The organism is Micromonospora sp. NPDC049081, from assembly GCF_040648835.1.
GTDB classification, from domain to species: domain Bacteria; phylum Actinomycetota; class Actinomycetes; order Mycobacteriales; family Micromonosporaceae; genus Micromonospora; species Micromonospora antibiotica.
The window spans coordinates 613,241-638,567 of the sequence record NZ_JBEZEK010000001.1; the positions used below are offsets into that span (position 1 = coordinate 613,241).

At 71.2% G+C, this 25,327-nt stretch carries 21 protein-coding genes and 1 pseudogene; 7 read left to right on the forward strand and 15 right to left on the reverse strand.

Annotated elements, in window-relative coordinates:
- The first annotated feature begins 304 nt into the window (after nucleotides 1-304).
- Both AB0B63_RS02200 and AB0B63_RS02205 read left to right on the forward strand, forming a co-directional pair.
- Nucleotides 305-598, forward strand: a complete 294-nt coding sequence (locus tag AB0B63_RS02200) for an antibiotic biosynthesis monooxygenase (protein ID WP_208569225.1) — start codon at nucleotides 305-307, stop codon at nucleotides 596-598.
- A 449-nt stretch (nucleotides 599-1,047) separates the two neighbouring features.
- On the forward strand, nucleotides 1,048-1,809 hold the full coding sequence (locus AB0B63_RS02205) for an SDR family oxidoreductase (protein ID WP_244253011.1): 762 nt from the start codon (nucleotides 1,048-1,050) through the stop codon (nucleotides 1,807-1,809).
- 132 nt (nucleotides 1,810-1,941) lie between these two features.
- Here AB0B63_RS02205 and AB0B63_RS02210 read toward each other — a convergent pair.
- From AB0B63_RS02210 to uvrB, 4 genes and pseudogenes are all read right to left on the reverse strand, one after another.
- Nucleotides 1,942-2,787: pseudogene (locus AB0B63_RS02210) on the reverse strand (helix-turn-helix transcriptional regulator); the annotation flags it as partial.
- Nucleotides 2,788-2,951: 164 nt separating this feature from the next.
- Nucleotides 2,952-3,320 (reverse strand): VOC family protein, encoded by a 369-nt coding sequence (locus AB0B63_RS02215; protein ID WP_208569227.1) that lies wholly within the window; start codon nucleotides 3,318-3,320, stop codon nucleotides 2,952-2,954.
- A gap of 23 nt (nucleotides 3,321-3,343) precedes the next feature.
- Nucleotides 3,344-4,246: a helix-turn-helix domain-containing protein gene (locus AB0B63_RS02220; protein WP_357013881.1), complete on the reverse strand. Its 903-nt coding sequence runs from the start codon at nucleotides 4,244-4,246 to the stop codon at nucleotides 3,344-3,346.
- Entirely contained in the window at nucleotides 4,243-6,351 is a 2,109-nt protein-coding gene (gene uvrB / locus AB0B63_RS02225) for an excinuclease ABC subunit UvrB (RefSeq protein WP_208569228.1), read from the reverse strand. Before uvrB ends, AB0B63_RS02220 begins: the two co-directional genes overlap by 4 nt.
- 345 nt (nucleotides 6,352-6,696) lie before the next feature.
- On the opposite strand from uvrB, the gene AB0B63_RS02230 reads away from it, so the two are divergent.
- A complete protein-coding gene (locus tag AB0B63_RS02230; protein ID WP_357013884.1) occupies nucleotides 6,697-8,280 on the forward strand; it encodes a hypothetical protein in 1,584 nt (527 codons plus the stop codon).
- Between the two features lie 89 nt (nucleotides 8,281-8,369).
- Here the strand turns inward: AB0B63_RS02230 and coaE are convergent, their stop codons facing one another.
- Both coaE and rpsA read right to left on the reverse strand, forming a co-directional pair.
- Nucleotides 8,370-9,557, reverse strand: a complete 1,188-nt coding sequence (gene coaE / locus AB0B63_RS02235; protein WP_357013887.1) for a dephospho-CoA kinase — start codon at nucleotides 9,555-9,557, stop codon at nucleotides 8,370-8,372.
- Nucleotides 9,558-9,883: 326 nt separating this feature from the next.
- Entirely contained in the window at nucleotides 9,884-11,383 is a 1,500-nt protein-coding gene (rpsA, locus tag AB0B63_RS02240) for a 30S ribosomal protein S1 (protein WP_357013890.1), read from the reverse strand.
- Nucleotides 11,384-11,787: 404 nt separating this feature from the next.
- On the opposite strand from rpsA, the gene AB0B63_RS02245 reads away from it, so the two are divergent.
- Entirely contained in the window at nucleotides 11,788-12,597 is an 810-nt protein-coding gene (locus tag AB0B63_RS02245) for a methyltransferase domain-containing protein (protein ID WP_357014386.1), read from the forward strand.
- A 234-nt stretch (nucleotides 12,598-12,831) separates the two neighbouring features.
- The gene (locus AB0B63_RS02250; protein WP_208569232.1) at nucleotides 12,832-13,179 is read left to right on the forward strand and encodes a DUF3140 domain-containing protein; all 348 of its coding nucleotides are present in this window, start codon (nucleotides 12,832-12,834) and stop codon (nucleotides 13,177-13,179) included.
- 24 nt (nucleotides 13,180-13,203) lie between these two features.
- Here the strand turns inward: AB0B63_RS02250 and AB0B63_RS02255 are convergent, their stop codons facing one another.
- Both AB0B63_RS02255 and polA read right to left on the reverse strand, forming a co-directional pair.
- Complete coding sequence (locus AB0B63_RS02255; protein ID WP_208569233.1) at nucleotides 13,204-13,764, reverse strand: isochorismatase family protein; 561 nt, start codon at nucleotides 13,762-13,764, stop codon at nucleotides 13,204-13,206.
- A 122-nt stretch (nucleotides 13,765-13,886) separates the two neighbouring features.
- Nucleotides 13,887-16,595: a DNA polymerase I gene (polA, locus tag AB0B63_RS02260; RefSeq protein ID WP_208569234.1), complete on the reverse strand. Its 2,709-nt coding sequence runs from the start codon at nucleotides 16,593-16,595 to the stop codon at nucleotides 13,887-13,889.
- Between the two features lie 657 nt (nucleotides 16,596-17,252).
- Between polA and AB0B63_RS02265 the strand changes: the two genes are divergently transcribed.
- Complete coding sequence (locus tag AB0B63_RS02265; protein WP_208569235.1) at nucleotides 17,253-17,435, forward strand: hypothetical protein; 183 nt, start codon at nucleotides 17,253-17,255, stop codon at nucleotides 17,433-17,435.
- Nucleotides 17,436-17,763: 328 nt separating this feature from the next.
- Nucleotides 17,764-18,036, forward strand: coding sequence for a hypothetical protein (locus AB0B63_RS02270; RefSeq protein ID WP_357013896.1), 273 nt, complete (start codon nucleotides 17,764-17,766; stop codon nucleotides 18,034-18,036).
- Between the two features lie 111 nt (nucleotides 18,037-18,147).
- On the opposite strand, the gene AB0B63_RS02275 is transcribed toward AB0B63_RS02270, so the two are convergent.
- The 7 genes from AB0B63_RS02275 to AB0B63_RS02305 form a co-directional block, all read right to left on the reverse strand.
- Entirely contained in the window at nucleotides 18,148-18,864 is a 717-nt protein-coding gene (locus AB0B63_RS02275) for an ABC transporter ATP-binding protein (protein WP_208569237.1), read from the reverse strand.
- On the reverse strand, nucleotides 18,851-19,789 hold the full coding sequence (locus AB0B63_RS02280; protein ID WP_357013900.1) for an ABC transporter ATP-binding protein: 939 nt from the start codon (nucleotides 19,787-19,789) through the stop codon (nucleotides 18,851-18,853). Before AB0B63_RS02280 ends, AB0B63_RS02275 begins: the two co-directional genes overlap by 14 nt.
- Nucleotides 19,782-20,939: a branched-chain amino acid ABC transporter permease gene (locus tag AB0B63_RS02285; RefSeq protein ID WP_208569239.1), complete on the reverse strand. Its 1,158-nt coding sequence runs from the start codon at nucleotides 20,937-20,939 to the stop codon at nucleotides 19,782-19,784. Before AB0B63_RS02285 ends, AB0B63_RS02280 begins: the two co-directional genes overlap by 8 nt.
- Nucleotides 20,936-21,919, reverse strand: coding sequence for a branched-chain amino acid ABC transporter permease (locus tag AB0B63_RS02290; protein WP_208569240.1), 984 nt, complete (start codon nucleotides 21,917-21,919; stop codon nucleotides 20,936-20,938). The genes AB0B63_RS02285 and AB0B63_RS02290 overlap by 4 nt, the downstream gene beginning before the upstream one ends.
- 61 nt (nucleotides 21,920-21,980) lie before the next feature.
- Entirely contained in the window at nucleotides 21,981-23,129 is a 1,149-nt protein-coding gene (locus tag AB0B63_RS02295) for a branched-chain amino acid ABC transporter substrate-binding protein (protein WP_208569241.1), read from the reverse strand.
- A 240-nt stretch (nucleotides 23,130-23,369) separates the two neighbouring features.
- Nucleotides 23,370-24,566 (reverse strand): hypothetical protein, encoded by a 1,197-nt coding sequence (locus tag AB0B63_RS02300; RefSeq protein WP_357013905.1) that lies wholly within the window; start codon nucleotides 24,564-24,566, stop codon nucleotides 23,370-23,372.
- Nucleotides 24,567-24,625: 59 nt separating this feature from the next.
- On the reverse strand, nucleotides 24,626-25,249 hold the full coding sequence (locus AB0B63_RS02305; RefSeq protein WP_208569243.1) for a response regulator: 624 nt from the start codon (nucleotides 25,247-25,249) through the stop codon (nucleotides 24,626-24,628).
- Between the last annotated feature and the right edge of the window lie 78 nt (nucleotides 25,250-25,327).

The following is a 25,327-nucleotide window of genomic DNA, read 5'->3' on the forward strand; positions in this document are numbered from 1 at the left end:
CTCCTCGGCCGCCATTGTTCACCATCGAGGGCCACGGGCGCATCTCCTGCGGCATGCATTGCCGGCAGCATCACGTTCCGAACCCGGTCGCCGCGCCGGTCGCTCCGCTGCGGCGGACCGCCCGCAGTGCCCGTCGAGGGGTGATGCCGCAGGTGGGGGCCGATCGGGTCGGCTGGTGCCACGCCACACCCCGCAGGGCTTCCTAGGAGGCTAGGTGTGGCTGGTGCGGAGTCGGTCCGCCCGCTCCGCGCCGGGTTCGGCCCCACCGCCATGAGGGCTCGGCAGGGCGTGGCAGGCTGTCAGCATGGTGCTTGAGGTCGCGCTCATCGACGTACTGCCCGGACACGAGGACGATTTCGCCGCCGCCTACGCGGAGGCGCACGCCATCATCATCGCCACCGAAGGGTGCCGCTCGGTCCGGATGACCCGGGGCATCGAGTCCCCCTCCCGCTTCGTGCTGCTGGTCGAGTGGGACTCGGTGCAGGCCCACGAGGAGAACTTCCGGGGCACCGAGGCGTTCGACAGGTGGCGGGCGCTGATCGGCCCACACTTCGCCGGACCGCCCCGGGTCGAGCACTTCGTCGACGTCCCGGCCTGAGCCGAGCCGGCCGTTCCGGGTCGGCCCGGCGGGTCCCACCATCCGACCCGCGGGCCGCAGGTCGTTTCGCGGTCGACCCGGCGGCGGGCCGACCGGTTCGGGGCGGCTACTTCGGGGTGGCCGCTTCGGGCCGACCGGTTCGGGGTGGCCGGTTCGGGGTGGCCGGTCGAGCGGTCCCGGCTCGGGCGGCCCGACGGGTAAAGAAATTTACCTCGGTCGATCAGATCCGAGCCGGATCTGTCGTACCCCCGGGTTATCGTGCGGCGCACGCGCGGCCCACCGGCCCCGACACGTTCGGGGGTGCCGGGCCCGGTGGTCGCGCGCCGACCCACCGTGCCGGTGCCCCACAGTGCCGGTGCCCCACCATGCCCGTGGACCGTTGCGGCCGTTACGGCGCAGTGGTGTTAATCCGTGGCGTCCGGTGCGCCGGCTCCGGTTGACTGGCCCGCATGACCGCACGGGTGTTCCTGGTGACCGGGGTGAGCCGACGGGTCGGCATCGGCGCGGCGGTCGCCCGCACCCTCGCCGCCGACGGACACCGGCTGCTCCTCACCGGTCTGCCCGACTTCGACGACGCCCAGCCCTACGGCGGTGACCCCGACGGCGTGCCGGCGTTGCTGGCCGATCTGGCCGGTTCCGCCGAACACATCACCGCCGACCTGCTCGACCCGGGCACCCCGGCGGCCCTGGTCGCCGAGGCGGTACGCCGGCACGGCCGGCTCGATGCCGTGGTGGCCGCGCACGCCTACTCCACCAGCACCCGACTGGGGGAGCTGGACGCCACCCAGGTCGACCGGCACCTGCTGGTCAACGTCCGGGCCTGTCTGCTGCTGGCCGACGCGTTCGCCACCGCCTTCACCGCCGGGGCCGGCGGCCGGCTGGTGTTCTTCTCCAGCGGCCAACGACTCGGCCCGATGCCCGACGAGTTGGCCTACGCGGCCAGCAAGGCCGCCCTGGAAAACCTCACCACGCAGCTCGCGCCGCTGCTGATGGCCCGGGGGATCACCGTCAACTGCCTCAACCCCGGGCCGACCGACACCGGTTACGCCGCACCGGAGGCACACGCCGCCGTGGCCGCGCGCTTCCCGGGCGGACGCTGGGGCACCCCGCAGGAGGCGGCCCGGCTGGTGCGCTTCCTCTGCTCACGGGAGGCGGACTGGATCACCGGCCAGGTCATCGACTCCGAGGGTGGCTTCAACCGCTACGGGTGAGCCCGGACCGGCCGGCCGCGTACCGGGGCCGTCGGCCGCTTCGCCCGCCTCTCCCGCACGGTGGGCGGTACCCCCGCCGCCGGACGCACCGACGGCGACCGCGGGTGGGCCGACGGCGAGACCGGCGGCCCTGCGACCGAGTAGTTCCACCGTCTCCGCCGCGCTGAGCGCGGCGGCGGAGAGCCAGCCGGTCATCCGGTCGTAGCGACCGACGTCGGCGTCGGAGGCCAGCCGCACGTCGGTCGTCAGCGCCTCCAGCATCACCGTGCGCGGGTCGGCCGGGTCGGGGAACGAGTAACACGAGAAGGCGGTCAACGGGTACGCGCCACCACGCGGGACCGCCGTCCTCAGCACCACCCGGATGGTCACGTGCGGCAACTCGGCCAACGCCAGCAGCTGGTCCAACTGCTCACGCCACACGTCGGCGGGCAGACCCGCCGGATCGCAGGCCCGCTCGTCGAGCAACGCGGTGTACTGCGGCGGATCGGGGCGGCGCAACACCCCCTGCCGGGTGAGCCGGGCCCGCAGGTCGGCCTCGACGTCGACGTCCGGGTGCAGCAGTCGACCGGCGGTGATCCGCAGCCGGGCGTAGCCGGGCGCCTGGAGCAGGCCCGGCAGCACCGTCGGCTGGTATTCCACGATGGACGCCGCCCCCGCCTCCAGCTCGGCGTAGGTGCGCTGCCGCTCGCTCATCTCGCCGAGCGCCTTCCACCAGCCGCGCCCGGTCGCCGCGTCACGGGCGATGACGATCAGCGCCTCGCGCTGCGGCGACGGCACCTCGTAGACGTCCAGCAGATCGAGTACGTCGGCCAGGTCGGGCCGGCTCTGCCCCAGCTCGATGCGGGACAACTTGGAGGTGGAGGCCCAGCCCAACCGGGCACAGACCTGTTCCAGCGTCAGCGCCTCCCGTCTGCGCAACTGGCGCAGCTCGGCGCCGAGCCTCGCGCGTCGAATGACAGGACTCGATGACAATGGCATCCCGGCCTCCCCACGAGGGAGGGTACGCAGGATCATCACCCAGGGCAACACTTTGCTTGCTCACCGCAACAATAATCTGAGCCCGATTCGGATGACGCCGCTGTCGGAGTCGGCCCCGAACGGCAGCCCCCCGTTCGCTACGGCTGCCGTTCGGGGCCGTCCGGTCAGGGCCGGTAGGTGCCGAACGACCAGACGTGACCGGCGAGGTCCCGGGCCGCGTAGTCACGGGAACCGTAGCCGGTGTCGAACGGTTCCCGGACGATCTCCGCCCCGGCCGCCCGCGCCCGGTCGTGGTGGGCGTCCAGGTCGTCGACCGCCACGTAGACGGCGTAGTCGTCGTCGGCCGGCCGATCCGGTCGCCCCCGGCCCGTGCCGAGCATGACGATGCCGTCACCGAGGGCCAGCTCGGCGTGCGCCACCGTCCCGTCCGGGCCGTCGTGCACCGCGTGGACCCGGAACCCGAACGCCGCGCAGAGCCAGTCGATCGCCGCCCGGGCGTCGGGATACCGGAAGGTCGGGTAGATGTTGGTCATGCGTCGAGTGTGCCGTCCGGGGATCAGCCCGGATTGGACGAATGGGAACCCGGCCGGCCCACCGCCGTCGGGGTCGCCCCGGTGAACTCCCGGAACTCCCGGATCAGGTGCGACTGGTCGTAGTAGCCCCAGCGCACCGCCAACTCGGCCCAGCCGTCCGTCGGGTCGGGACGATCCGACCCGACGGGCGACGCGGGCACGGCGTGCGTCCGCCCCAGGGCCGCGTAGGCCCGTTGGAAGCGCAGCAGCCGGGCGGTCGTCTTCGGGCCCAGCCCCAGCTCCCGGCGGAACCGCGCGGTCAGGTGCCGGCGACTCCAGCCCAGTTCGTCGGCCAGCTCGCCGATGCCGATCCGGCCGGCCGACCCGGCGAGTCGGCCCCAGGCCCGGCCCAGGTGCTCCTCGACCGGATCGGTGGCCGCCAGCCGGGCCCCGAGCGCCGCGTCGAGCAGAGCGAAGCGGCGGGGCCAGTCCGACATCTCGGCCAGCCGGACCCGTAACCGGTCGAGCCACGGATCGGGCAGCCCGTCGACCGCCACCGCCCGGTTGGCCAACTCCCCCAGCGGCACCCCGAGGATCCGACGGGCCGCCAGCGGGGTGAGCAGCAACTGCACCCCGGCACCGGCCCCGACCGTCGAGGTCGTGCAGTAGCCGTCGTACGGCCCGGCCACGAACGAGTCCACCTGGTACGCGCTGTGCGCCGCCGAGCGCGGGTTCAGCACGTCCAGCGGGGCGCCCCAGCCGAGGATGAGGACCACGAAGGCCCCGGCCGCCTCGTGCCGCACCAGTGGCGACGCCGCACCGGCCGGCACACCCCCCGGATGCGCCGGCCGGCTCTCCCGGTAACCCAGGTAGCTGCCCACCAGGGGGCGCAGCCCACCGGCCGGTGTCCCGACGCGCACCTCGTCCAGCACCGGGGTGGCCGTCACTTCACCCCGGCGGCGTCCATCCCGCGCAGTTCCTTCTTGAGGTCGGCGACCTCGTCGCGGATCCGCGCCGCCAACTCGAACTGCAACTCGCGGGCGGCGGCGAGCATCTGGTCGTTGAGTTCCTGGATCAGCTGCGCCAGGTCGGCGCGGGCCATCCCCTCGCGGGAGGGGGTGCCGGCCGTGGCCCGGCTGCGGCTGCGGGTCTCCTTGACCGGCGCCTTGCCCCGGGACAGCTGACGTGCGGCCCCGCCGATCCGGGAATTCTCGGTGTCCTCCGCCTCGCGGTAGATGTCGTCGAGGATGTCGTGGATCTTCTTGCGCAGCGGCTCGGGGCTGATCCCGTGCGCCTCGTTGTGGGCGATCTGCTTGGCCCGGCGGCGGTTGGTCTCGTCGATCGCCGACGCCATCGACGGCGTGATCTTGTCGGCGTACATGTGCACCTGGCCCGAGACGTTACGGGCGGCCCGGCCGATGGTCTGGATCAGCGACCGGCCACTGCGCAGGAAGCCCTCCTTGTCGGCGTCCAGGATCGCCACCAGGGAGACCTCGGGCAGGTCGAGCCCCTCCCGGAGCAGGTTGATGCCGACCAGCACGTCGTAGTCGCCCTTGCGCAGCTCGCGCAGCAGCTCCACCCGGCGCAGGGTGTCGACCTCGGAGTGCAGGTAACGCACCCGGATGCCGTTCTCCAGGAGGTAGTCGGACAGGTCCTCGGCCATCTTCTTCGTCAGCGTGGTGACGAGCACCCGTTCGTCGCGCTCGGTCCGCAGCTTGATCTCGTCCATCAGGTCGTCGATCTGGCCCTTGGTCGGCTTGATCACGACCTCCGGGTCGATCAGGCCGGTGGGGCGGATGACCTGTTCGACGAACTCGCCCTGGGCCTGTTCCATCTCCCAGGTGCCCGGGGTGGCCGAGAGGTAGACCAGTTGGCCGACCCGCTCCAGGAACTCGTCGAAACGCAGCGGACGGTTGTCGGCGGCGCTGGGCAGCCGGAAACCGTGGTCGATCAGCATCCGCTTGCGGGAGGCGTCGCCCTCGAACATGCCACCGATCTGCGGGATGGTGACGTGGGATTCGTCGACCACGGTGAGGAAGTCGTCCGGGAAGTAGTCGAGCAGGCAGTGCGGGGGACTGCCGGGCAGTCGGCCGTCGATGTGCATGGAGTAGTTCTCGATGCCGGAGCAGAACCCGACCTGCCGCATCATCTCCAGGTCGTAGGTGGTGCGCATCCGCAGCCGCTGCGCCTCCAACAGCTTGCCCTGCCGTTCCAGCTCGGCCAGCCGCTCCCCCAGCTCGGCCTCGATGTCGCGGGTGGCCCGTTCCATCCGCTCCGGACCGGCCGCGTAGTGGGTGGCCGGGAAGATCAACAGGTGGTCGACCTCCTTGACCACGTCACCGGTGAGCGGGTTGAGGTAGTAGAGCTTCTCCACCTCGTCACCGAACAGCTCGATGCGGACCGCCAGCTCCTCGTACGCCGGGATGATCTCCAGGGTGTCGCCCCGGACCCGGAAGGTGCCGCGTTGGAAGGCCATGTCGTTGCGGGTGTACTGGATGTCGACCAGCCGGCGTAGCAGCTGGTCGCGGTCCAGCTCCTGCCCGACGGCGATCCGGACGGCCCGGTCGAGGTATTCCTCGGGGGTGCCCAGGCCGTAGATGGCCGAGACGGTCGCCACCACGATCGTGTCGCGCCGGGTGAGCAGCGACATGGTCGCCTTGTGTCGCAGCCGCTCGACCTCCTCGTTGATCGAGGAGTCCTTCTCGATGTAGGTGTCGGTCTGCGGGATGTACGCCTCGGGCTGGTAGTAGTCGTAGTAGGAGACGAAATACTCCACCGAGTTGTGCGGGAGCAGCTCGCTGAACTCCTTGGCCAGCTGGGCGCAGAGCGTCTTGTTGGGGGCGAGCACCAGGGTCGGCCGTTGCAGTCGCTCGACCAGCCAGGCGGTGGTGGCGCTCTTGCCGGTGCCGGTGGCGCCGAGCAGCACGGTGTTGCGGTCGCCACGTCGGACCCGACGCTCAAGATCATCGATGGCGGCCGGCTGGTCGCCGGCCGGCTGGAAGTCACTGACGACCTGGAAGCGACCGTCGAGCCGGGGAATGTCGAGCGCCATGACATCAACGGTACGCCGCGGGTCCGACACTGTGCCGCGACCATCGTCAGCAGTCGACCACCTTCGATATTGCCATTGTGGCCCACATCTCAGAGGGCTAGCCTGGACACCGTAGGCCGCTCGCGGCGGCCGACCGCGGCAGTGGCCGGGCCTCGACAGGCTCCCACCGCCCGGCACCTGGGGTCGCAGCACCCGGACATCACCGGCGTGCGCACCCCGCGTGGTCGCGCCCCTGGCGCAGACCGGCCGCCGCGAGCGCCCCTGCCCGTCCGGCCGGCCACCGCCCGCCCACCCCACCCGTCCCGGCGGCGTCACCCCGCCCCCGGCCGGCCCGTTCAACCCCACGTGGAGACCTCGCCCGACCGGCCACGACACCCGCCCGGCACCGGCCCGGGACGACGACGTGCCGGCCGGCGACACCGAACCGCCGACCGACCGGTCACCCTCGGCACGACCGCCCCGCCCGGCCCCGAGGACCGCACGCCGGGGCGGCGACGCGCCACCCTGCTCGTCCTGGGCGCGGTCGCGGCCACCTCCGCCGCCGCCCTGGTGGCCGGCCTGCTCAGCTGGTCGCCTGCACCGGCCACGCCGGCCCGCGCACTGACCGGCGACGAGGTCGAGCGGCTGGCAGCCGCCCGGGTCAGCGCCTACCGGGACGTCCGGGCCGGGGTACGGGTGGCCGTCGGCACCGCAGCCGGCCGTACCGACCTGGTCGGCTGGGTCGACTGGTCGCGTCCCCTGGCCTACCTCGCCGTCGGCGGTCCGGGTGCCGGCCAGGACCGGGGGCTGGTGCAGGCCGCCGGCCCGGTGGTGGTGCACCGTCGCGACCCCACGGCGATCGTGACCCCGGCCCGGCCACCGCTGGTGCCTCCCGTCGACCGTTGGCGGCTGCGCGACCGACCCACCGGGCGACGCCTGGACGGCGCGCTCGCCGTCCTGTTCGCGCTGGCCGCCGACCGGGTCGAGCCGGCCGAACCACTACGCACCGGCGGACGGTGGCTCGGCCGGGACACTGTCGGCGGCGACCCGGTGGACGTCCTCCAGGCGGCGCTGCGGCCGGTCGGGCCCCGCGGTCGGCCCGCCGCCGGGCCGACCGGTCGACCGGAGGCCAGGGACACCGACCCCCGCTGGTGGGTGGACCGGGACGCCCGGCTGCGTCGCTGGGCGGGCCGGCTCGACGACGGGACCCCGGTCACCGTCGAGCTGGACCGCGTCGACCGGCCGACGCCGTGGCCGGTCGACGCGCTCGGTGGCCGGCCAGGACTGCCCCGGGCCCTCACCGACGAGGAGGCCGCCCGGCTGGGCCGCCTGGCCACCCGGCTACGCGCCGGCAGCGGGGCCGCCGTCACCGTGACGGCCCCCCTCGGCACCGCCGCCAACCTGCGCGGCAGCGGCTGGTTGAGCTGGTCCGCCGATGTCTCCTACCTGTCCGTCGCCGAGCTGGACACCCTCGGCCGTCGGACGCTGCGGCGGCGGGACCGGACCGGCTTCGCCCGGGCGGACGTACCGGTCGGACCGGACACCGCCGCCCCCGGTCCGCCGTTGCCGCCGCCGGCCGGGACCGGTTGGCGGCTCGACGGTCGGCCGGCCGACGAACTGGACGTGCTGGTCGACGCGGCGCTACAGGCCGACGGACGCCCGCCGGGCGTCGACACGGCCGTCCGGATCCGGGGCGACCGGCGGGCCAACCGGCCGGTGGACGTGTTCGAGGTACGCCAGCAGGGCCGGCGACTGCGCTACTGGCTGGACCGCAGCGGGTTCCCGCATCGGCTGGAGCTACGCACCACCGGGGGTCTGTGGGCGCAGCTGGACCTGAGCCCCGGGCCGCTGCCGGCGGGACTCGTCGCGCCCCACCGCACGGCAACGTCGGCGTCACGACCCGGCGGACGCCACGACGCTGCCGGCGGCACGATTCGGCCGACGCCCTGACCCGGCAGACGGGCACGACGCTGCCGAGTGCGCGATCCGGCGGACGGCACGATTCCCGGTGCCGTCCGCACCGGGCCGGGGGGCTGCGGTCAGGGACGCCAGCCGGTCCGGGTCGCCCACGCCTCCGCCCGCAGGTACTCCTCCGCGGACCACGGGTCGCCCGTGGTGGTGGACCCCGCATCGGGCGGTGCCGCCGCCAGCTCCCGCTCCACCAGCAGGTGGGCCGCCCGTTGACCGGGATCGGCACGCAGGTGGTCCCGCGTCAGCAGGGCGTGTCGCCAGCCGGGGGATCCGGCCACCCGCAGGTGCACCCGTACCGGCCGCCCCGGGTCGGCGCCGCCGTGCAGCCGCTCATCCCGGCCCGCCCCGCCGTCGCCGGCTGCCGATCGGGGGTGGTCCCACCGGACGTCGGGCACCCTGGGAAATCCGGCGTCGGCGAGTCGCCGCGCCACCACACCGTCCGCCTCGGCCAGCGACGGAACGGTCACCTGCACGTCGATGACGTCCCGGCCGGCCAGCCCCGGCACAGCGGTCGAGCCGACATGGTCGATCCGCAGATCGGCCGGGGCGAGCGCGTGCCGGATCCGGGCGGCGAGCCGGGCGTACTGCTGCGGCCAGGTCGGGTCGGGCCCGGTCAGCACCGCCCACCCCTCCCGGACCGCCCGGTGTTCCCGCACGTTGCGCTCGTAGGGCAGCAGGCGGTCCCGCCAGAGCGCGTCCACGGCGGCGTGCAGCTCGTCGAGACCGCCGTCGTTGTCGAGGACCACGTCGGCCGCCGCCCGGCGGCGGGCGTCGTCGGCCTGGGCGGCGATCCGCCGCTCGGCCTCCGCCCGGGTCATCCCCCGGTCCCGCGCCAGCCGCGCCAACCGGATGGCCACGGCCGTCTGCACCACCACCACCAGGTGGTACGACGGTGCCAGTCCCACCTCCACCAGCAGCGGCACGTCGTTGACCACCACCGCGTCGGCGGGGGCCGCAGCGGACAGCTCGGCGGACCGGGCCCGTACCCGGGGATGGGTGATCTCCTCCAGCCGACGGCGGGCAGCCTCGTCGGCGAAGACCGACGCACCCAACGCCGCCCGGTCCAGTGCGCCATCGGCGGTCAGCACCCGGTCGGAGAAGGCGGCCACGATCTCGGCCAGCCCCGCACTGCCCGGCGCGACCACCTCCCGGGCGATCCGGTCGGAGTCGACGATGATCGCGCCCCGCTCGGCCAGTCGGGTCGCCACCGCGCTCTTGCCGGACCCGATACCACCGGTCAACCCCACCCTCAGCACCGACCCAGTCAACCGGATCGGCCTCTGCCCCACCACACCACCCCCGCCCCCACCTCCCCACCCGGCACCACGCCACCAGGCCCGTGTTGCCGGCGCACCGCACCGGGGACCCCGCCCTGGGCACCGGCGGCACCTGACCGCCGCCGACGGGCCGCCTCGCGCCGGAGCGCCACGTGGTGTCAGCGGGGTAGCCGTATCCGACGCCGACGCCACAGAGCCCCGCCTCCGGTCCACTGAACGTGGACCGGAGGCGGGGCTCTTCTGGTCAGCGGCTACCCGGGCCCGGGTACGACGTCAGACGTGGTACCCGGTGGCAGCCTCCTGGGTCACTTGCCGCCGGCGAGCTTCTCCCGCAGCGCGGCGAGCGCCTCGTCGGTGGCCAGGGTGCCCGCCGGCTCCTCGGCCTGCCGGGTCGGGGTCGACGAGCTGGTCGAGGTGGTGGTGCCACCACCGGCGGCCACGGGCGGAGCCGGGTTGGCAGCGGCCTCGGCGTCGGCGGCCCGGGAGGTCTGCACCTGCTTGGTGTGGGCCTCCCAGCGCTGACGCGCCTCGGCGTACTGGTTCTCCCAGGTCTCGCGCTGCTTGTCGTACCCCTCGAGCCACTCGCCCGTCTCCGGGTCGAAGCCGTCCGGGTAGATGTAGTTGCCCTCGGTGTCGTACGTCGCGGCCATGCCGTAGAGGGTCGGGTCGAAGTGCTCCTCGCCCTCGACGAAGCCCTCGTTGGCCTGCTTGAGCGACAGCGAGATCCGGCGGCGCTCCAGGTCGATGTCGATGACCTTGACCATGACCTCGGAGCCGACCTGCACGACCTGCTCCGGGATCTCCACGTGGCGCTCGGCCAGCTCGGAGATGTGGACCAGGCCCTCGATGCCGTCGTCCACCCGGACGAAGGCGCCGAACGGGACCAGCTTGGTGACCTTACCCGGCACGATCTGCTGGATCGCGTGGGTGCGGGCGAACTGCCGCCACGGGTCCTCCTGGGTCGCCTTCAGCGACAGCGAGACCCGCTCGCGGTCCAGGTCGACGTCCAGGACCTCGACCTCGACCTCCTGGCCCACCTCGACGACCTCGGACGGGTGGTCGATGTGCTTCCAGGAGAGCTCGGAGACGTGCACCAGGCCGTCCACGCCGCCCAGGTCGACGAACGCACCGAAGTTGACGATCGACGAGACGACGCCCTTGCGGACCTGCCCCTTCTGGAGCTTGTTGAGGAACTCGGTGCGCACCTCGGACTGCGTCTGCTCCAGCCAGGCCCGGCGGGACAGGACCACGTTGTTGCGGTTCTTGTCCAGCTCGATGATCTTGGCTTCGAGCTCGCGGCCCACGTACGGCTGCAGGTCACGCACCCGCCGCATCTCGACCAGGGAGGCGGGCAGGAAGCCGCGCAGCCCGATGTCGAGGATGAGGCCACCCTTGACCACCTCGATGACCGAACCGCGGACGACGCCGTCCTCGTCCTTGATCTTTTCGATCGTGCCCCAGGCCCGCTCGTACTGCGCCCGCTTCTTCGAGAGGATCAGACGCCCCTCCTTGTCCTCCTTCTGGAGGACCAGGGCCTCAATGTGGTCACCGACCGAGACGACCTCGGCGGGGTCCACGTCGTGCTTGATCGACAACTCCCGCGAGGGGATGACACCCTCGGTCTTGTAGCCGATGTCGAGCAGGACCTCGTCCCGATCGACCTTGACGACGGTGCCTTCGACAATGTCGCCGTCATTGAAGTACTTGATGGTCTCGTCGATCGCGGCGAGGAAAGCCTCCTCGGAACCGAGATCGTCGTGGGTGACCCGGGTGGCGCTCGAGGGGGCCTCGATGCTGCTCGTCATGTGGGCGGTTGCTCCGGTCGGATGGGTTGTCACAGCAGGCGTGGTGTCGCAGTGACCCGTTCGCGCCAGCGGATCCGCCACCGGGCACACCGAACGATCGTCAAGAGAAGACCATTGGTGCTCCGACGACCGCGCACCTGCTCCCTGCCGAGGTACACGATCCACGAGCGCATCGTCTAGCCTACCCGCTGCATTACCACAGCGTGCAAGGCCTCCCGGGTCCTCGCGAACCCGCCAGCTGCGAAAGCGGAGATTTCGGGGAAAAAGCGCCTCCGGTGTCTCATCCGTCACATCCACCCCACGGGACCGACAGCGTACGGCGGTCCGGCACGCCGCGCGCGGCGGGGTCCGGCGGGCGAGACCACCGCAGGGCCTAGCGTGAGCTGGTGAGCGACGACGAGCTGGTGGACGACGACGAGCGGGTGCTGCGACGCCGGGTGGGCGCCACCGAGGCACGATGGGCCAACCGGGGCTGGTGGGACGCCGACGCCGACGACTACCAGGCCGAGCACGGCGCGTTCCTGGGCGAGGTCGACTTCCGCTGGTGCCCGGAGGGGCTGCGCGAGTCCGACGCGCGGCTGCTCGGCGAGGTCGCCGGGCGGCGGGTGCTGGAGGTCGGCTGCGGCGCGGCGTCCTGCGCCCGCTGGCTGGCCACCCAGGGAGCGGAGCCGGTGGCCTTCGACCTCTCCGCCGGAATGCTGCGGCACGCCGCCCGCGCCGCCGGCACCACCGGGGTACGCGTCCCGCTGGTGCAGGCCGACGCCCTGGCCCTGCCGTTCGCCGAGGCGTCCTTCGACATCGCCTGTACGGCCTTCGGCGCGATCCCGTTCGTCGACGACTCCGCCGCCCTGATGGCCGAGGTGCACCGGGTGCTACGCCCCGGGGGGCGCTGGGTCTTCTCGGTGACCCACCCGATGCGCTGGGTCTTCCTGGACGACCCCGGGGAGGGTGGCCTGACCGCCGTGCACTCGTACTTCGACCGCTCGCCCTACGTGGAGCAGGACGAGCGGGGGGTGGCCAGCTACGTCGAGCAGCACCGGACCCTCGGTGACCGGATCCGCGAACTGGTCGACGCCGGCTTCCGCCTGCTGGACCTGGTGGAGCCCGAATGGCCGGCCGGACACCGGGAGACCTGGGGGCAGTGGAGCCCGCTGCGCGGACGGCTCTTCCCCGGCACCGCCATCTTCGTCACCGAGAAGCCGACCGGCAGCTGACCGGCGGCGGCTGCCCGCCCCGCTCCCGACCGACTCCTCGTCACCCGGGCCGTCGGGGCCGGGCTGAGCGGCGCCACCGGCCACCTGCCGATCACCGAGGTGTCACGTAGCACCGGGTCCGCACCGGTCGTTTCGGTGGACCGCCCCCGGGTACGCGGCGGACATGGCCGAGCAGAGGTTCCGCATCCGCCATGACGGCACCCGACGCCGCCCACCGGCGGGGGGCGGTGCGCGATGAGCCGGGCCGACGATCCGCAGCAGACCTACCGCGAGTTCACCGAGGCGGTGAACATGCGGCCCGGCGAGCTGTCCTCCTGGTTGCAGACGGCTGAGTCCAAGCACGTCGGCTGGCACAAGGGTGGACGTGCCGGCGGCGGCGAGTCGGTCGGCCACTCGTCCGGGCGGCGGATCGTCGACCTGCTCCGCCGCAAGCGGGCCGAACTGTCGGCTGCCGACTACCAGCACATGCGCACGGTGATCGGGTACGTGCACCGGCACCTGGCGCAGCGGCCCGCCGGTGACATCCGGGACACCAGGTGGCGCTGGTCGCTGATGAACTGGGGCCACGACCCACTGCGGTGACCGCCCCGGGCGGGGCGGCGGAGGTCAGGCCGGGACGGCGAAGTCGACGTCCTCCGCCTCGACCGTGCCGGCAGTGCGTCCCGGCGCCGTCTGGCGGGCCCAGTAGAGGTTGGTGTGCGCGACGACCTGCTCGGGCGGTGGAGCACCCCACGCCGTCCGGTCCTGCGTGGTGTGGGCGTCGCCGACCAGCACGGTGTCGTAGCCTCGGACGAACGCGCCGTGCAGCGTCGACCGGACACACGCGTCGGTCTGCGCACCGGCCACCACGAGTCGCCCGACACCCAGCCCGGCCAGCACCGACTCCAGCGCAGTGTCCTCGAAGGAGTCGCCGTAGTGCTTCTCGACCAGCGGCTCGGCCTCGCCGGGGGCCAGCTCGCGGACGATCCGCCAGTCGTCGCTGCCCCGGACGAGGTCGGCGTCGCAGTGCTGCACCCAGACGACCGGCACCCCCTCGTGTCGGGCCCGCCGCACCAGTGCGCCCACGGTGCCGACGACCTCGTCACGCCGGTGCGTCCCCGCGACCACGCCGTTCTGCACGTCGACGACGAGCAGCGCGGTGTGCGGCCGGTCGTGGAGTGTGGTCATGTCTCCCCCTCGTCCCGGTCAGAATCTCCCTGGTCAGGTCGCCATTTCCCTGGTCAGGTCGCCGGTCACCGACCCGAAAGGCGGTAGGCCCAACCGGCCACCGCCCTGATGGCCAACCGGGCCTAGTGGTCGGCGCTGTTCCAGTCCCGGCCCGCGCCGACGGAGACCTCCAGGGGCACCGACAGCGGATAGGCCGCCCCCATCTCCTGCCGGACCAGGGCCTCCAGCGCCTCCCGCTCGTCGGGGGCGACCTCGAAGACCAGCTCGTCGTGCACCTGGAGCAGCATCCGGGAACGCAGCCCGGCGTCGCGCAGCGCGGTGTCGACGCGCAGCATGGCGACCTTGATGATGTCGGCCGCCGAGCCCTGGATCGGGGCGTTGAGCGCCATCCGCTCGGCCATGTCCCGGCGCTGCCGGTTGTCGCTGACCAGGTCGGGCAGGTAGCGGCGGCGACCCAGGACGGTGGAGGTGTAGCCGTCCTGGCGGGCCCGGGCCACCACCTCGTGCAGGTAGTCACGCACCCCACCGAAACCGGCGAAGTAGTTGTCCATCAGCCCGCGGGCCTCCTCGGCGGTGATGCCGAGCTGCTGGGACAGGCCGAAGGCGCTCAGCCCGTACGCCAGGCCGTAGTTCATCGCCTTGATCTTTCGGCGCTGGTCGGCGGTGACCTCGCCGACCGGGACGGTGAAGACGGACGACGCGGTGGCGGCGTGGAAGTCGTGGCCGGAGTTGAACGCCTCGATCAGCGCCTCGTCCAGGGACAGGTGCGCCATGATCCGCATCTCGATCTGGCTGTAGTCGGCGGTGAGCAACGTCTGGTAGCCGTCGCCCACCACGAAGGCCCGGCGGATGCGCCGGCCCTCCTCGGTGCGGATCGGGATGTTCTGGAGATTCGGGTCGGTGGAGGAGAGCCGGCCGGTGGCCGCCACAGTCTGCTTGAACGTGGTGTGGATGCGGCCGTCGTCGGCGACCGACTTGAGCAGGCCGTCGACGGTGGTCTTGAGCTTCGCCACGTCCCGGTGCCGCAGCAGGTGCTCCAGCACCGGGTGCGGGTTCTGCGCGTGCAGCCACTGGAGCGCGTCGGCGTCGGTGGTGTAACCGGTCTTGATCTTCTTGGTCTTGGGCAGCCCCAGCTCCCCGAAGAGCAGCTCCTGGAGCTGCTTGGGCGAACCCAGGTTGAACTCCCGCCCCACGGCGGCGTATGCGCTCTGCGCGGCGGACTTCACCTCGCCCGCGAAGTGCGCCTCCAGCTCCTGGAGGTAGTCCAGGTCGGCACCGATGCCGACGCGCTGCATCGCGGCGAGCACCTCGGACAGGGGCAGCTCCACCTCGGCCATCAACCGGGCCGACTGCTCGCCGTCGCGGGACAGCTCGGCGTCGATCGCGTCGGCCAGGTCGAGGGTGGCCCGCGCCTGCAGCATCAGGTTCTGCTCGGCCTCGCCGTCGTCACCGAGGCCGTCGAAGGTGAGCTGCCCGGTCTCCGGCGCGTCGACCCGCAGCTCGCGGTGCAGGTAGCGCAGCGCCAGGTCGGTCAGGTCGTAGGAGCGCTGGTCGGGGCGGGCCAGGTAGGCGGCGACCTCGGTGTCCCGGGCGACGCCGGCCAGGTCCCAACCCCGCGCGGCGAAGGCCAGCCGGGCGTGCTTGCTGTCGTGCAGCACCTTCGGTTGCTGCGGGTCGGCCAACCAGCCGGCCAGGGCGCGTTCGTCGGCCTCGGCCAGCGTCGTCGGGTCCAGCCACGCCGCCGGGCCGGTGGCCAGCGCGAACGCCAGCGCCTCCAACTGCGGCTCGTAACGCTCGCGGGGTTCCTTCGGCTTGGCCGGCGTCTTCACCGCCACACCGACCTGGGTGCCGACCGGGGCGTGCGTGGCCAGCCAGTCGGTCAACGCGCCGGGCGCGGTGAGCACCTCGGCGGTCAGGTCGAAGCCCGCCTCGGCCTCCGGCTCCACCGCCTCCAGGTATTGATACAACCGGTCGCGCAGGATGCGGAACTGGAGCGTGTCGAAGACCTGGTGCACGGCCTCCCGGTCCCAGCCCTGCCAGCGGGCGTCCTCGGGACGGATCGGCAGCTCCAGGTCGGAGACCAGGCAGTTGATCTCGTAGTTGCGGATCACGTCGGCGAGCCGCTCACGCAGGCTGTCGCCGGCTTTGCCCTTGATCTCGTCGGCGTGGGCGATCACGCCCTCGACCCCGCCGTAGGTGGTGATCCACTTGGCGGCCGTCTTGGGGCCGACGCCGGGGATGCCGGGCAGGTTGTCGCTGGTCTCGCCGACCAGCGCGGCCAGGTCGCGGTAGCGCTGCGGGCCGACACCGTATTTCGCCTCGATCGCGGCCGGGTCCATCCGGGCCAGGTCGGAGACGCCCTTGCGGGGGTAGAGCACGGTCACGGTGTCGCCGACGAGCTGGAAGGCGTCCCGGTCACCGGTGCTGATCAGCACCTGCATGCCCTGGTCGCGGGCCTGGCAGGCCAGGGTGGCGATGACGTCGTCGGCCTCGTAGCCCTCCCGCTCGACGACCGGGATGCGCAGCGCGTCGAGGACCTCCTTGACCAGACTGACCTGCCCCTTGAAGTCGGCCGGGGTCTCGCTGCGGCCGGCCTTGTACTCCGCGTACTTCTCGGTGCGGAAGGAACGGCGGGAGACGTCGAAGGCGACCACGATGTGGGTGGGCTGCTCGTCGCGGAGCACGTTGATCAGCATCGAGGTGAAGCCGTAGACCGCGTTGGTCGGCTGCCCGGTCGTGGTGGAGAAGTTCTCCACCGGCAGGGCGAAGAACGCCCGGTATGCCAGGGAGTGTCCGTCGACGAGAAGCAGGCGCGGCGTCGTAGCTGTCACGGCAGCGACTCTAGTACGGGATACCGACAGTGCTCGCGCGCCAGCACCGGGTCGCGCGACGACCGACCACCCCCTCCCGGATCAGGCCGCCCTGTTTCCGGACCGGTCCGGCGACCGGACCACGGCCCGCGCCGCCCGCGAGGAGGCCCGCCGCACGCGGCGATCGCGCAGTTCGGCGCATCGGACAACGCCTCCGCCGGGAGCGCGAGTGCGCCCGGCGAACCGCCGACGGCACCGGACCGGCAAGGAACCCACCATTGTTCACCACTGCCCGTAGTACGCGATGGTCCCCGTAAAGCCCGACGGTCCCCGTAAACGTGATGGCCCCGCAAACTGATCTCCCCGCAAAGCGCGACGACCCCCGTGCAGCGCAATGAGAACCACCCTATCAGCGGTCGAAATCGGCCGCTGTCCCTCGCCGCCGAACACCGGCCACCCTCGCGCCGACCTGGCCGCCGTCGTGGCCAGCAGTAGCCCGAATAGGGGACAGGATTACCTCGACTCGCACACCTCCACACCGATTTCAAGGCTTGACATGCATCTTCGACACCAGCATCGTATTGACGAACAGCAACCGAAAGATTGGAGCGGGGGATGAAAAAACTGGCGCGACGATTAAGCGCGGCTGTCGCTGTCGCGGCGGCCGGTGTCACGCTCGTGGGAAGCCCGGCATATGCCGGGGTCTGGGTGGACGGCGGGCTCTATCAGGTCCTGTCCGACTGCCAGACCGTCGGTGACGGTCGCAAGCTGACCGGGATGTACCAGACGTACACCTGCACCAAGGAATGGGACAACGTCGCCAAGAAGAACTTCTACCGGCTCCGCGGATACATGAACTGACGCCGGCTCGCCAGGAATAGCGGCCGGCTCGCACCCGACCTTCAGTGACAACACCCGTCCCGTGTTGCGGAAATACGCAGGACGGGCGATGCCGCCATGCCCTGAAACGCTTATTCCGGAAAATGCGAACGGCATATCGAACGGTCCGGTCGACGCGTACCTCCGGTCAGCTGACTCGGCGGTGATCGTCGTGGCGAACGGGCCGGGGACGCGTACGCCCGCTTATCGGTTCCGGAAGAGCTGGCGGACAACACACAGTGCCGAAGAACAGCGAAACCACGATGGGAGACGACGGAGAGCCATGCGGAAAGTTGCGAGAACCGTTGCGATGTCGGTCCTGGCCACGGCCGGGGCCGTCGCCTTCATGGCAGGTCCCGCACATGCGGGGGTGTGGGTCAATGGTGGCTTCTACTCGTCGGAAGCCGAGTGCAGGAGCACGGGCGCGGCACGGGTCGAGAACCACCAGTACGAGGCCTACACCTGCACCTTCGGTACCAAGTCGTGCGTGGCGGAGCCGACGGGATCCGGCGTCGCCGGGGGTCTCGTGCCCTTCGACCGGTGCGGCGAGCGGGGTTACTTTCTCCGCGGCTACATGAACTGATCCGCCCACCGGCGGGCCGACCCGACGCTGGGGACAGCGGTCGGCCCCGGTACCCACGAACGAACCGGCCGGCGAGTGACTCGCCGGCCGGTTCGTTCGTGCCTGGTGCGGTCAGGACACGCCGAGGTACGCCTCCTTGACCGCCGGGTCGGTGAGCAGGTCCTGACCGGACCCCTCCTTGACGATCCGGCCGGTCTCCAGCACGTAACCCCGGTGGGCCCGGGAGAGCGCCTGCTGGGCGTTCTGCTCCACCAACAGGATGGTGATGCCCTGCTGCTGGTTGATCTCCGTGATGATGTCGAAGATCTGTCGGATGACCATCGGCGCCAGCCCCATCGACGGCTCGTCGAGCAGGAGCAGCTTCGGCCGGCTCATCAGCGCCCGACCGACGGCCAGCATCTGCTGCTCACCGCCGGAGAGCGTGCCGCCGGCCTGCTTGCGCCGCTCGGCCAGCCGGGGAAAGAGGGTCAGCACCCGGTCCAGGTCGGCGGCGACACCGGCGGAGTCCCGCCGGGTGTACGCCCCCATGTCCAGGTTCTCCAGCACCGTCATGCCGGGGAAGATCTGCCGGCCCTCGGGCGACTGGCACAGCCCCCGGACCACCCGCAGGTCGGCCCGGAGCCTGCTGATGTCCTCGCCGTTGAAGGAGATCCGCCCCTGGGACAGGGTCCGGATGCCGGAGATGGCCCGCATGGTGGTGGTCTTGCCGGCGCCGTTCGCGCCGATCAGTGCCACCACCTCGCCCTCGTTGACGGTCAGGCTGATGCCGTGCAGCGCCTCGATGCGGCCGTACGACACGCTTACGTTGTCCAGCTCAAGCAGCGCCATCGGCGGGCTCCCCCAGGTACGCGGCGATCACCCGCGGGTCTCGACTGACTTCGGCCGGCGCACCCTCGGCGATCTTCCGGCCGAACTCCAGCACCACGATCCGGTCGGTGACCCCCATGACCAGGCGCATGTCGTGCTCGATCAGCAGCACGGTCAGCCCCATGTCACGGATCCTGCGGATCAGGGAGAGCAGTTCCTCCTTCTCCGCCGGGTTGAAGCCGGCAGCCGGCTCATCCAGGCAGATCAGTTTCGGCTCGGTCGCGAGGGCCCGGGCGATCTCCAGCCGACGCTGGTAACCGTACGGCAGGTTGCGCGCCTCGTCGTTGGCCCGGTCGGCGATGCCGACGAAGCGCAGCAGCTCCAGCGACTTCGCCTCGGCGGCCCGCTCCTCGAGGATGTGCCGGGACAACCCGAACATCTTGGCGCAGGTCCGACGGATCTCCTGCCAGGTCCGCACGATGCCGGACGTGGCGGTCACCTGCGGCAGCTCCTCCGGCTTCGGCTTGACCCGGTACAGCCGGAACAGCGCACCCGGCACGCTGGTCTTGTGCCGGGAGTCGGTCCCGACCATGACGTTCTCCAGCGCCGTCATCTCCGGGAAGAGCCGGATGTTCTGGAACGTGCGGGAGATGCCCATCCGGCTGATCTGGTGCGGCTTGCGGCCGGTCACCTTCTCACCCCGGAACCGGACGGCCCCGGAGGTGGGCCGGTAGACGCCGGTCATCACGTTGAAACTGGTGGTCTTACCCGCGCCGTTCGGACCGATGAGCCCGAGGATCTCGCCCTCGTAGATCTTGAAATTGATCTTGTCGAGGGCCACCACTCCACCGAAGCGGAGCGTGACCTCGTCGACCTCGAGCAGCACCGGCTTCGGGCCGGGCTGGGCCGGAATCTTCGGCGTCGTGGTGGTCATCTGGTCAGACATGAGCGGGCGCCTCCTCTGCAGCCGCCGCGCGATCCTTCAACTCACGGGCCCGCCGTCGGCTCGGGATGAGGCCCTGCGGACGCAGGATCATCACCAGCACCATGGCGAGACCGAAGGCCAGCCACCGGTAGTCGGCGACCTCCCGGAACCGCTCCGGTAGGTAGGCCAGCAACACCGCGCCGAGCGAGACACCGATCATGTTCCCCGATCCACCGACGACGACCATGGCGACGAAGAGGATGGAGAGGTTCGCGTTGAACTGGGTCGGGTCGATGAACGCGTTCCGGCTGCCGAAGAGGAACCCGGACAGTCCGCCCAGCGCCGCGCCGATGGCGAAGGCCCAGAGCTTGGCCTTGAACGGGTAGACCCCCATCACCGCCGCAGCATCCTCGTCCTCACGCACCGCCAGCCAGGCCCTGCCCACCCGGCTGTGCTCCAGCCGGCGGACCAGGAAGACCATCAGCAGCACCATCGTGATCGCCAGCCAGTACCAGGGCTTCGCGTCGATCAGGCCGAAGACCTTGTTGTCCCCCGACGGCGGGCCCTCCGGGCCCGGGATGGCCGAGATGCCCTGCGGGCCGTTGGTCAGACCGGTGGCGTTGCGTGCCACGATCCGGATGATCTCGCCGAAGCCCAGCGTCACGATGGCCAGGTAGTCACCGCGCAGGCGCAGCGTCGGCCAGCCGAGCAGCACGCCGGAGATCAGCGTGAGCACGATGGAGAGAAGCAGGCAGACCGCCCAGGTCACCGCCCACGTCGGCGGCAGGTCGAACTCCTGCTGGATCCACTTGACCACCGGCGAGTTGACCGAGCCGAAGAGCGCGACGCTGTAGGCGCCGATGGCGAAGAACCCGATGTAGCCCAGGTCGAGCAGGCCGGCCAGGCCGACCACCACGTTCAGGCCGATGGCGACCAACACGTAGATGGCGCAGACGAACAGCACGCCGGCCCAGTTGTTGCCGCCCGCGATGGAGTCGGTCCGCAGCCAGGTCAGGCCGGGGATGCCGAGCAACGGCAGGTAGTACAGGAAGGCCACCAGAGCCACGATCGCCGCAGCCTGCTGCCACTTCGGCAGCGCCCGGAACCGGTCGCCGACGGAGGTCAGCATGCTGACCCGTCGTCGGTCTGCGGAACGAATCTTGTCGATCATGCGCGGGCCCTCCCGAGCGACTCGCCCAACAGGCCGGTCGGGCGGAACATCAGCACGACGATCAGCACCACGAAGGCGATGACGTCCTCCCAGTTGGAGGCGAAGAGCGTCGCACCGTAGACCTCGACGATGCCGAGGAACAGGCCACCCACCAGGGCGCCCCGCAGGTTGCCGATGCCGCCGAGCACCGCGGCCGTGAAGGCCTTGAGACCGAGTACGAAGCCGATGCTGTTCTGGGTGAAGCCGAACCGCATGCTCCACAGCAGTGCCGCCGCACCGGCCATGATGCCACCGAGCATGAAGATCAACATGATCACACGCTCCTGGTTGACGCCCATCAGCGCGGCGGTCTCCGGGTTCTGCGCCACCGCGCGCACGCCCCGGCCGTACCGGGTGCGGTTGATGAACCAGTCCAGGAGGGCCATCATCACCACGGCCGACACGAAGACGATCAACTGGATGTTGGTGATCGCGGTGTTGCCGATCTGGAGCAGCGTCTCCTGCTGGATGATCGTCGGCATACCGACGATCTGCCGGGCCCGACCGAACAGGGTCGGCAACGCGCCACCCGCCACGTCCGGCAGGAGCAGGCCGAAGACCTCGACCAGCACCAGGGAGATTCCGATCGCGGTGATCAGGAAGATCAGCGGTGGCGCGTTCTTACGGCGCAGGGGGCGGTAGGCGATCCGTTCGATCGCCAGGGCGGTACCACCGGACGCGATCGCTGCGGCGATGAGGCCGAGCACCAAGAAGAGCACCGCCTGGCCGATCGGCGGGTTGTTCTTTACCCCGAACGCGGTCCACAGGCCCAGCACCGCGAAGGTGCCGACCATGAAAACCTCGGAGTGGGCGAAGTTGATCAGGCGCAGGACGCCATAGACGAGGGTGTAGCCAAGAGCGATCAGGGCGTAGATGGCACCCTTGGACAGGCCGTCCACGGTGTGCTGGCCGAGGTGTCCGATCAGTTCATCGAAATGCACGGGGTCTCCTTGCATCGAGTGCGGCCGGGAACAGCACCCGGCCGCACCCCCTGCTGTGTCGTCAGCTGAGCTTGAGCTCCTGCAGGGCGCTGATTTCCTCGCCCTTGATCTGGTAGGCCCAGATGACGACCTTCGACGGGTCGACGTCACCCTTGTCGTCGAACTTGATGTACTTCGAGACGCCCTGCTTGTCGTACGCCTTCACGTAGGCCAGGATGTCGGCCCGGGTCTTCTTGCCGTCCTTGAAGGCGTCCAGGTAGATCTGGGCACCGTCGAAGCCCTCGGCACCGTAGGAGCCGGGCGCCTGGCCGAACTCCTTCTGGTAGTCGGCGGAGAAGGTGCCGCCCGCCTTGTCGGCCGGCAGGCAGGGGCAGGTGATGATGGCGCCCTCGGCGCCGCCCGAGGCACCCTTCGGGAACGCCGGGTCGTAGAGGCCGTCCGGGCCCACGAACTTGGCCTGGATGCCGGCCGCACGCATCTGCTTGACCAGCGGAGCCGCCTCGCGGGTGTACCCGCCGTAGAAGACGAAGTCCGCCTGCGCCGCCTTGATCTTGGAGATGGTGGCGTCGAACTGCGCCTGCTTCTCCTGGATCTTGTCGGTGCCGGCCAGCGTCGAGCCGATGTTCTTGGCCAGCTCGGCGGTGATGCCCGCGCCGTACGCGCTGCCGTCGTCGATGGTGAAGACCTTCGCCGCGTTCTGCGACTTCAGGTAGGTGGCCACGGCCCCCGCCTGGGTGCCGTCGTTGCCGACCACCCGGAAGAAGGACTTGTTGCCCTTCTGGGTCAGGTCCGCCCGGGTCGCCGAAGGGCTGACCATGGCCAGGCCGGCCGCCTGGTAGATCGGCATGGTGGCGTCGGACTCGCCGGAGAAGTGGCCGCCGATCACACCGAGGAACGAGTTGTCGCCGGCGATCTGGTTCGCGAACGGGGTCGCCACCGCCGGGTCGCCCTGGGTGTCGAACTCCTGCAAGGTGACCTTGCAGTTCGAGTTCTTCTCGTTGAACTGCTTAACGGCGAGCTTCGCACCGTTCAGCGACGGCAGGACGAGGCCCGCGTTGTCACCGGTGAATGCGCCGAAGATAGCGATCTTGCCACCACAGTCGCCGGACGCGGTGGTCTCGCCGCCGCCCGTGTCCTGGCAACCTGCGGCACCGACCATCGCCACGGCAAGCGCGGCGGCCCCCAGTGCCCGTACATAGCTACGCCTCACGGCTTCCTGACCTCCTCCAAAAGCAGAAGGCGACCATCCTGGGAGGGCGGCGACCGTACAGCCCGCACCACCACCCACCCAGCAGGAACGCCCCCTGCGTTACGGCTCGTGATGGCGGAGCGTACCGACACTCATACGACCGGGGAAGACCTTGGCCCGTGGTCTGCGAAACCGTTACGAAGACGTGCGTGATCGGCCAGGAGCCCGTAACAGGTCGGCCCCTGACTGGTCCTTGGAGCCCTACCTCGGCCCCTCACCACGTCGCTCGACCCCGCCGTCCGCGGGCACTTCCGCCGTCCACACCGCCGGGCGGACACCGTCGTCGACGAAGATCCACAGTCGCCGCCCCACCGCCACCACCGCGACGTCCCCGTCCACACCCGCCGGCACCGGCCCGGGCAGTTCCATCCGCCGCCAGGAACCGCCCCGGTCGACCGACGTCCAGACCGCACGCGATGTCCCGTCCGAGATCGCCGCCACCAGCCGGCCGTCCGCCGCCACCAGGGCGTCCACCGACGGGACCCGCGACGGCACGGCACCGGCGAACCCGCCGACGGCCACCCAGCGGTCGTCGTCGCGACGCCACGCGCCGAACGCCGTACCCCGCAACCCGACCGCCACCACCGCGTCGCCGGTCAGGACCACCCGCTGTAGTTCCTCGTAGCGGTCCGTCCCGGGCAGCGTCGTCCGCCGCCAACTGCGGCCGTCCGCCGACGACCAGGCGACCGGGTCACGGTCGATGCGACCACCCGGCAGCACCCCGCCGACCGCCAGCCACCCGCCGGGCACCGCGGTGGCGTCGAAGGCCCAGGTGATCCCGCCGCCGTCACTGGCCAGTTCCGGCGCCCCCTCCACTAGGGCGAAGTCCGCCGCGTCCGGGGACACCCACGCCGCCGCGCCGCTGGAGCGGTTGCCGACGATCAACCAGCCCGGCGGGCCGCCCACCAGGCGGGACACGTTCACCGCCTTGGGCCCGCCGTAGGTCTCGAACGACGCCGACACCTCGACCAGTGCGCCGTCCGGGCCCTGCCGCCAGGTGCTCACCCGGGGATTGCCGTGGGCACCACCGGTCTTGGCACCGACGGCCGCCAACGCGCCGTCGCGGCAGCCGGCTGCGGAGAGCACGTTCTGCCTGCCGTAGAAGGACTCGGCGACGATCGGCACCACCGCCCAGGTCGCACCGTCCAGGCTGGTCCAGGCGGCCGGTCGGGTGCCGCCGTCGGCATCCGCGACGCCGCCGACCGCGTACCACCGACCCGCGCAGGCCGTCGCGTCGCGTAGCAGCACCCGGCCGGGCGGACCCGGCGGTGACGGCAGGGTCAGCTGCTGCCACGCCGGTCGGACCGGCTGCTCACCGGTCGATGAGGGCGCCGGATCACAGGCGACCAGCGACGCGGCGAGCACAACCAGCACCGCGAAGCTCCACCGAGAGGCCATCCATCGATGCTAGCCACCGACGGTGGTCTCCGGAACCGGCGGACGCCCGCCCCGGCCGGCTAGCCGGTGGGCTGCTCGGCGATCTCGCCGCCGGCGGTCTCGGCGAGGATCCGCTCGGCGACCTCCTTCATGGTCATCCGGTGGTCCATCGCGGTGCGCTGGATCCACTTGAACGCCTGCGGCTCGGTCATCCCGTACGTCGTCATCAGCGCACCCTTGGCGCGCTCGACCGTCTTGCGGATCTCCAGCCGGTCGGTGAGCCCGGCCACCTCCGACTCCAGGGCGGCGATCTCGGAGTAGCGGGAGAGGGCGATCTCCACCGCCGGCACCAGGTCGCTCTTTTGGAACGGCTTGACCAGATAGGCCATCGCCCCGGCGGCGCGCGCCCGTTCCACCAGGTCACGCTGGCTGAACGCGGTCAGGATGATCACCGGGGCGATCCGGGCGCCGGCGATCCGCTCGGCGGCCGCCAGCCCGTCCATGATTGGCATCTTGATGTCGAGGATGACCAGATCGGGCTTGAGTTCCTCGGCCAACCGGACGGCGGTCTCGCCGTCCCCGGCCTCACCGACGACCTCGTAACCTTCCTCGACCAGCATCTCGGCCAGGTCCAGTCGGATGAGCGCCTCGTCCTCGGCGATCAACACCCGCCTGCGCTCGGCATCCGTCTGCGTCTCGGCCACCAGCCCTACCCCCACCATCGATCTCGGCACAGCTACCGCCCATACTCCCGCAAGAGCCTAGTCGGGTACAGTTGTCAG

Bases quoted from the DNA above. Each gene is read 5' to 3' on its own strand.
- AB0B63_RS02200 (WP_208569225.1), top strand. From the start codon at position 305: ATGGTGCTTGAGGTCGCGCTCATCGACGTACTGCCCGGACACGAGGAC.
- AB0B63_RS02205 (WP_244253011.1), top strand. From the start codon at position 1,048: ATGACCGCACGGGTGTTCCTGGTGACCGGGGTGAGCCGACGGGTCGGC.
- AB0B63_RS02215 (WP_208569227.1), bottom strand. From the start codon at position 3,320: ATGACCAACATCTACCCGACCTTCCGGTATCCCGACGCCCGGGCGGCG.
- uvrB (WP_208569228.1), bottom strand. From the start codon at position 6,351: ATGGCGCTCGACATTCCCCGGCTCGACGGTCGCTTCCAGGTCGTCAGT.
- rpsA (WP_357013890.1), bottom strand. From the start codon at position 11,383: ATGACGAGCAGCATCGAGGCCCCCTCGAGCGCCACCCGGGTCACCCAC.
- AB0B63_RS02250 (WP_208569232.1), top strand. From the start codon at position 12,832: ATGAGCCGGGCCGACGATCCGCAGCAGACCTACCGCGAGTTCACCGAG.
- AB0B63_RS02255 (WP_208569233.1), bottom strand. From the start codon at position 13,764: ATGACCACACTCCACGACCGGCCGCACACCGCGCTGCTCGTCGTCGAC.
- AB0B63_RS02270 (WP_357013896.1), top strand. From the start codon at position 17,764: ATGTCGGTCCTGGCCACGGCCGGGGCCGTCGCCTTCATGGCAGGTCCC.
- AB0B63_RS02275 (WP_208569237.1), bottom strand. From the start codon at position 18,864: ATGGCGCTGCTTGAGCTGGACAACGTAAGCGTGTCGTACGGCCGCATC.
- AB0B63_RS02280 (WP_357013900.1), bottom strand. From the start codon at position 19,789: ATGTCTGACCAGATGACCACCACGACGCCGAAGATTCCGGCCCAGCCC.
- AB0B63_RS02285 (WP_208569239.1), bottom strand. From the start codon at position 20,939: ATGATCGACAAGATTCGTTCCGCAGACCGACGACGGGTCAGCATGCTG.
- AB0B63_RS02300 (WP_357013905.1), bottom strand. From the start codon at position 24,566: ATGGCCTCTCGGTGGAGCTTCGCGGTGCTGGTTGTGCTCGCCGCGTCG.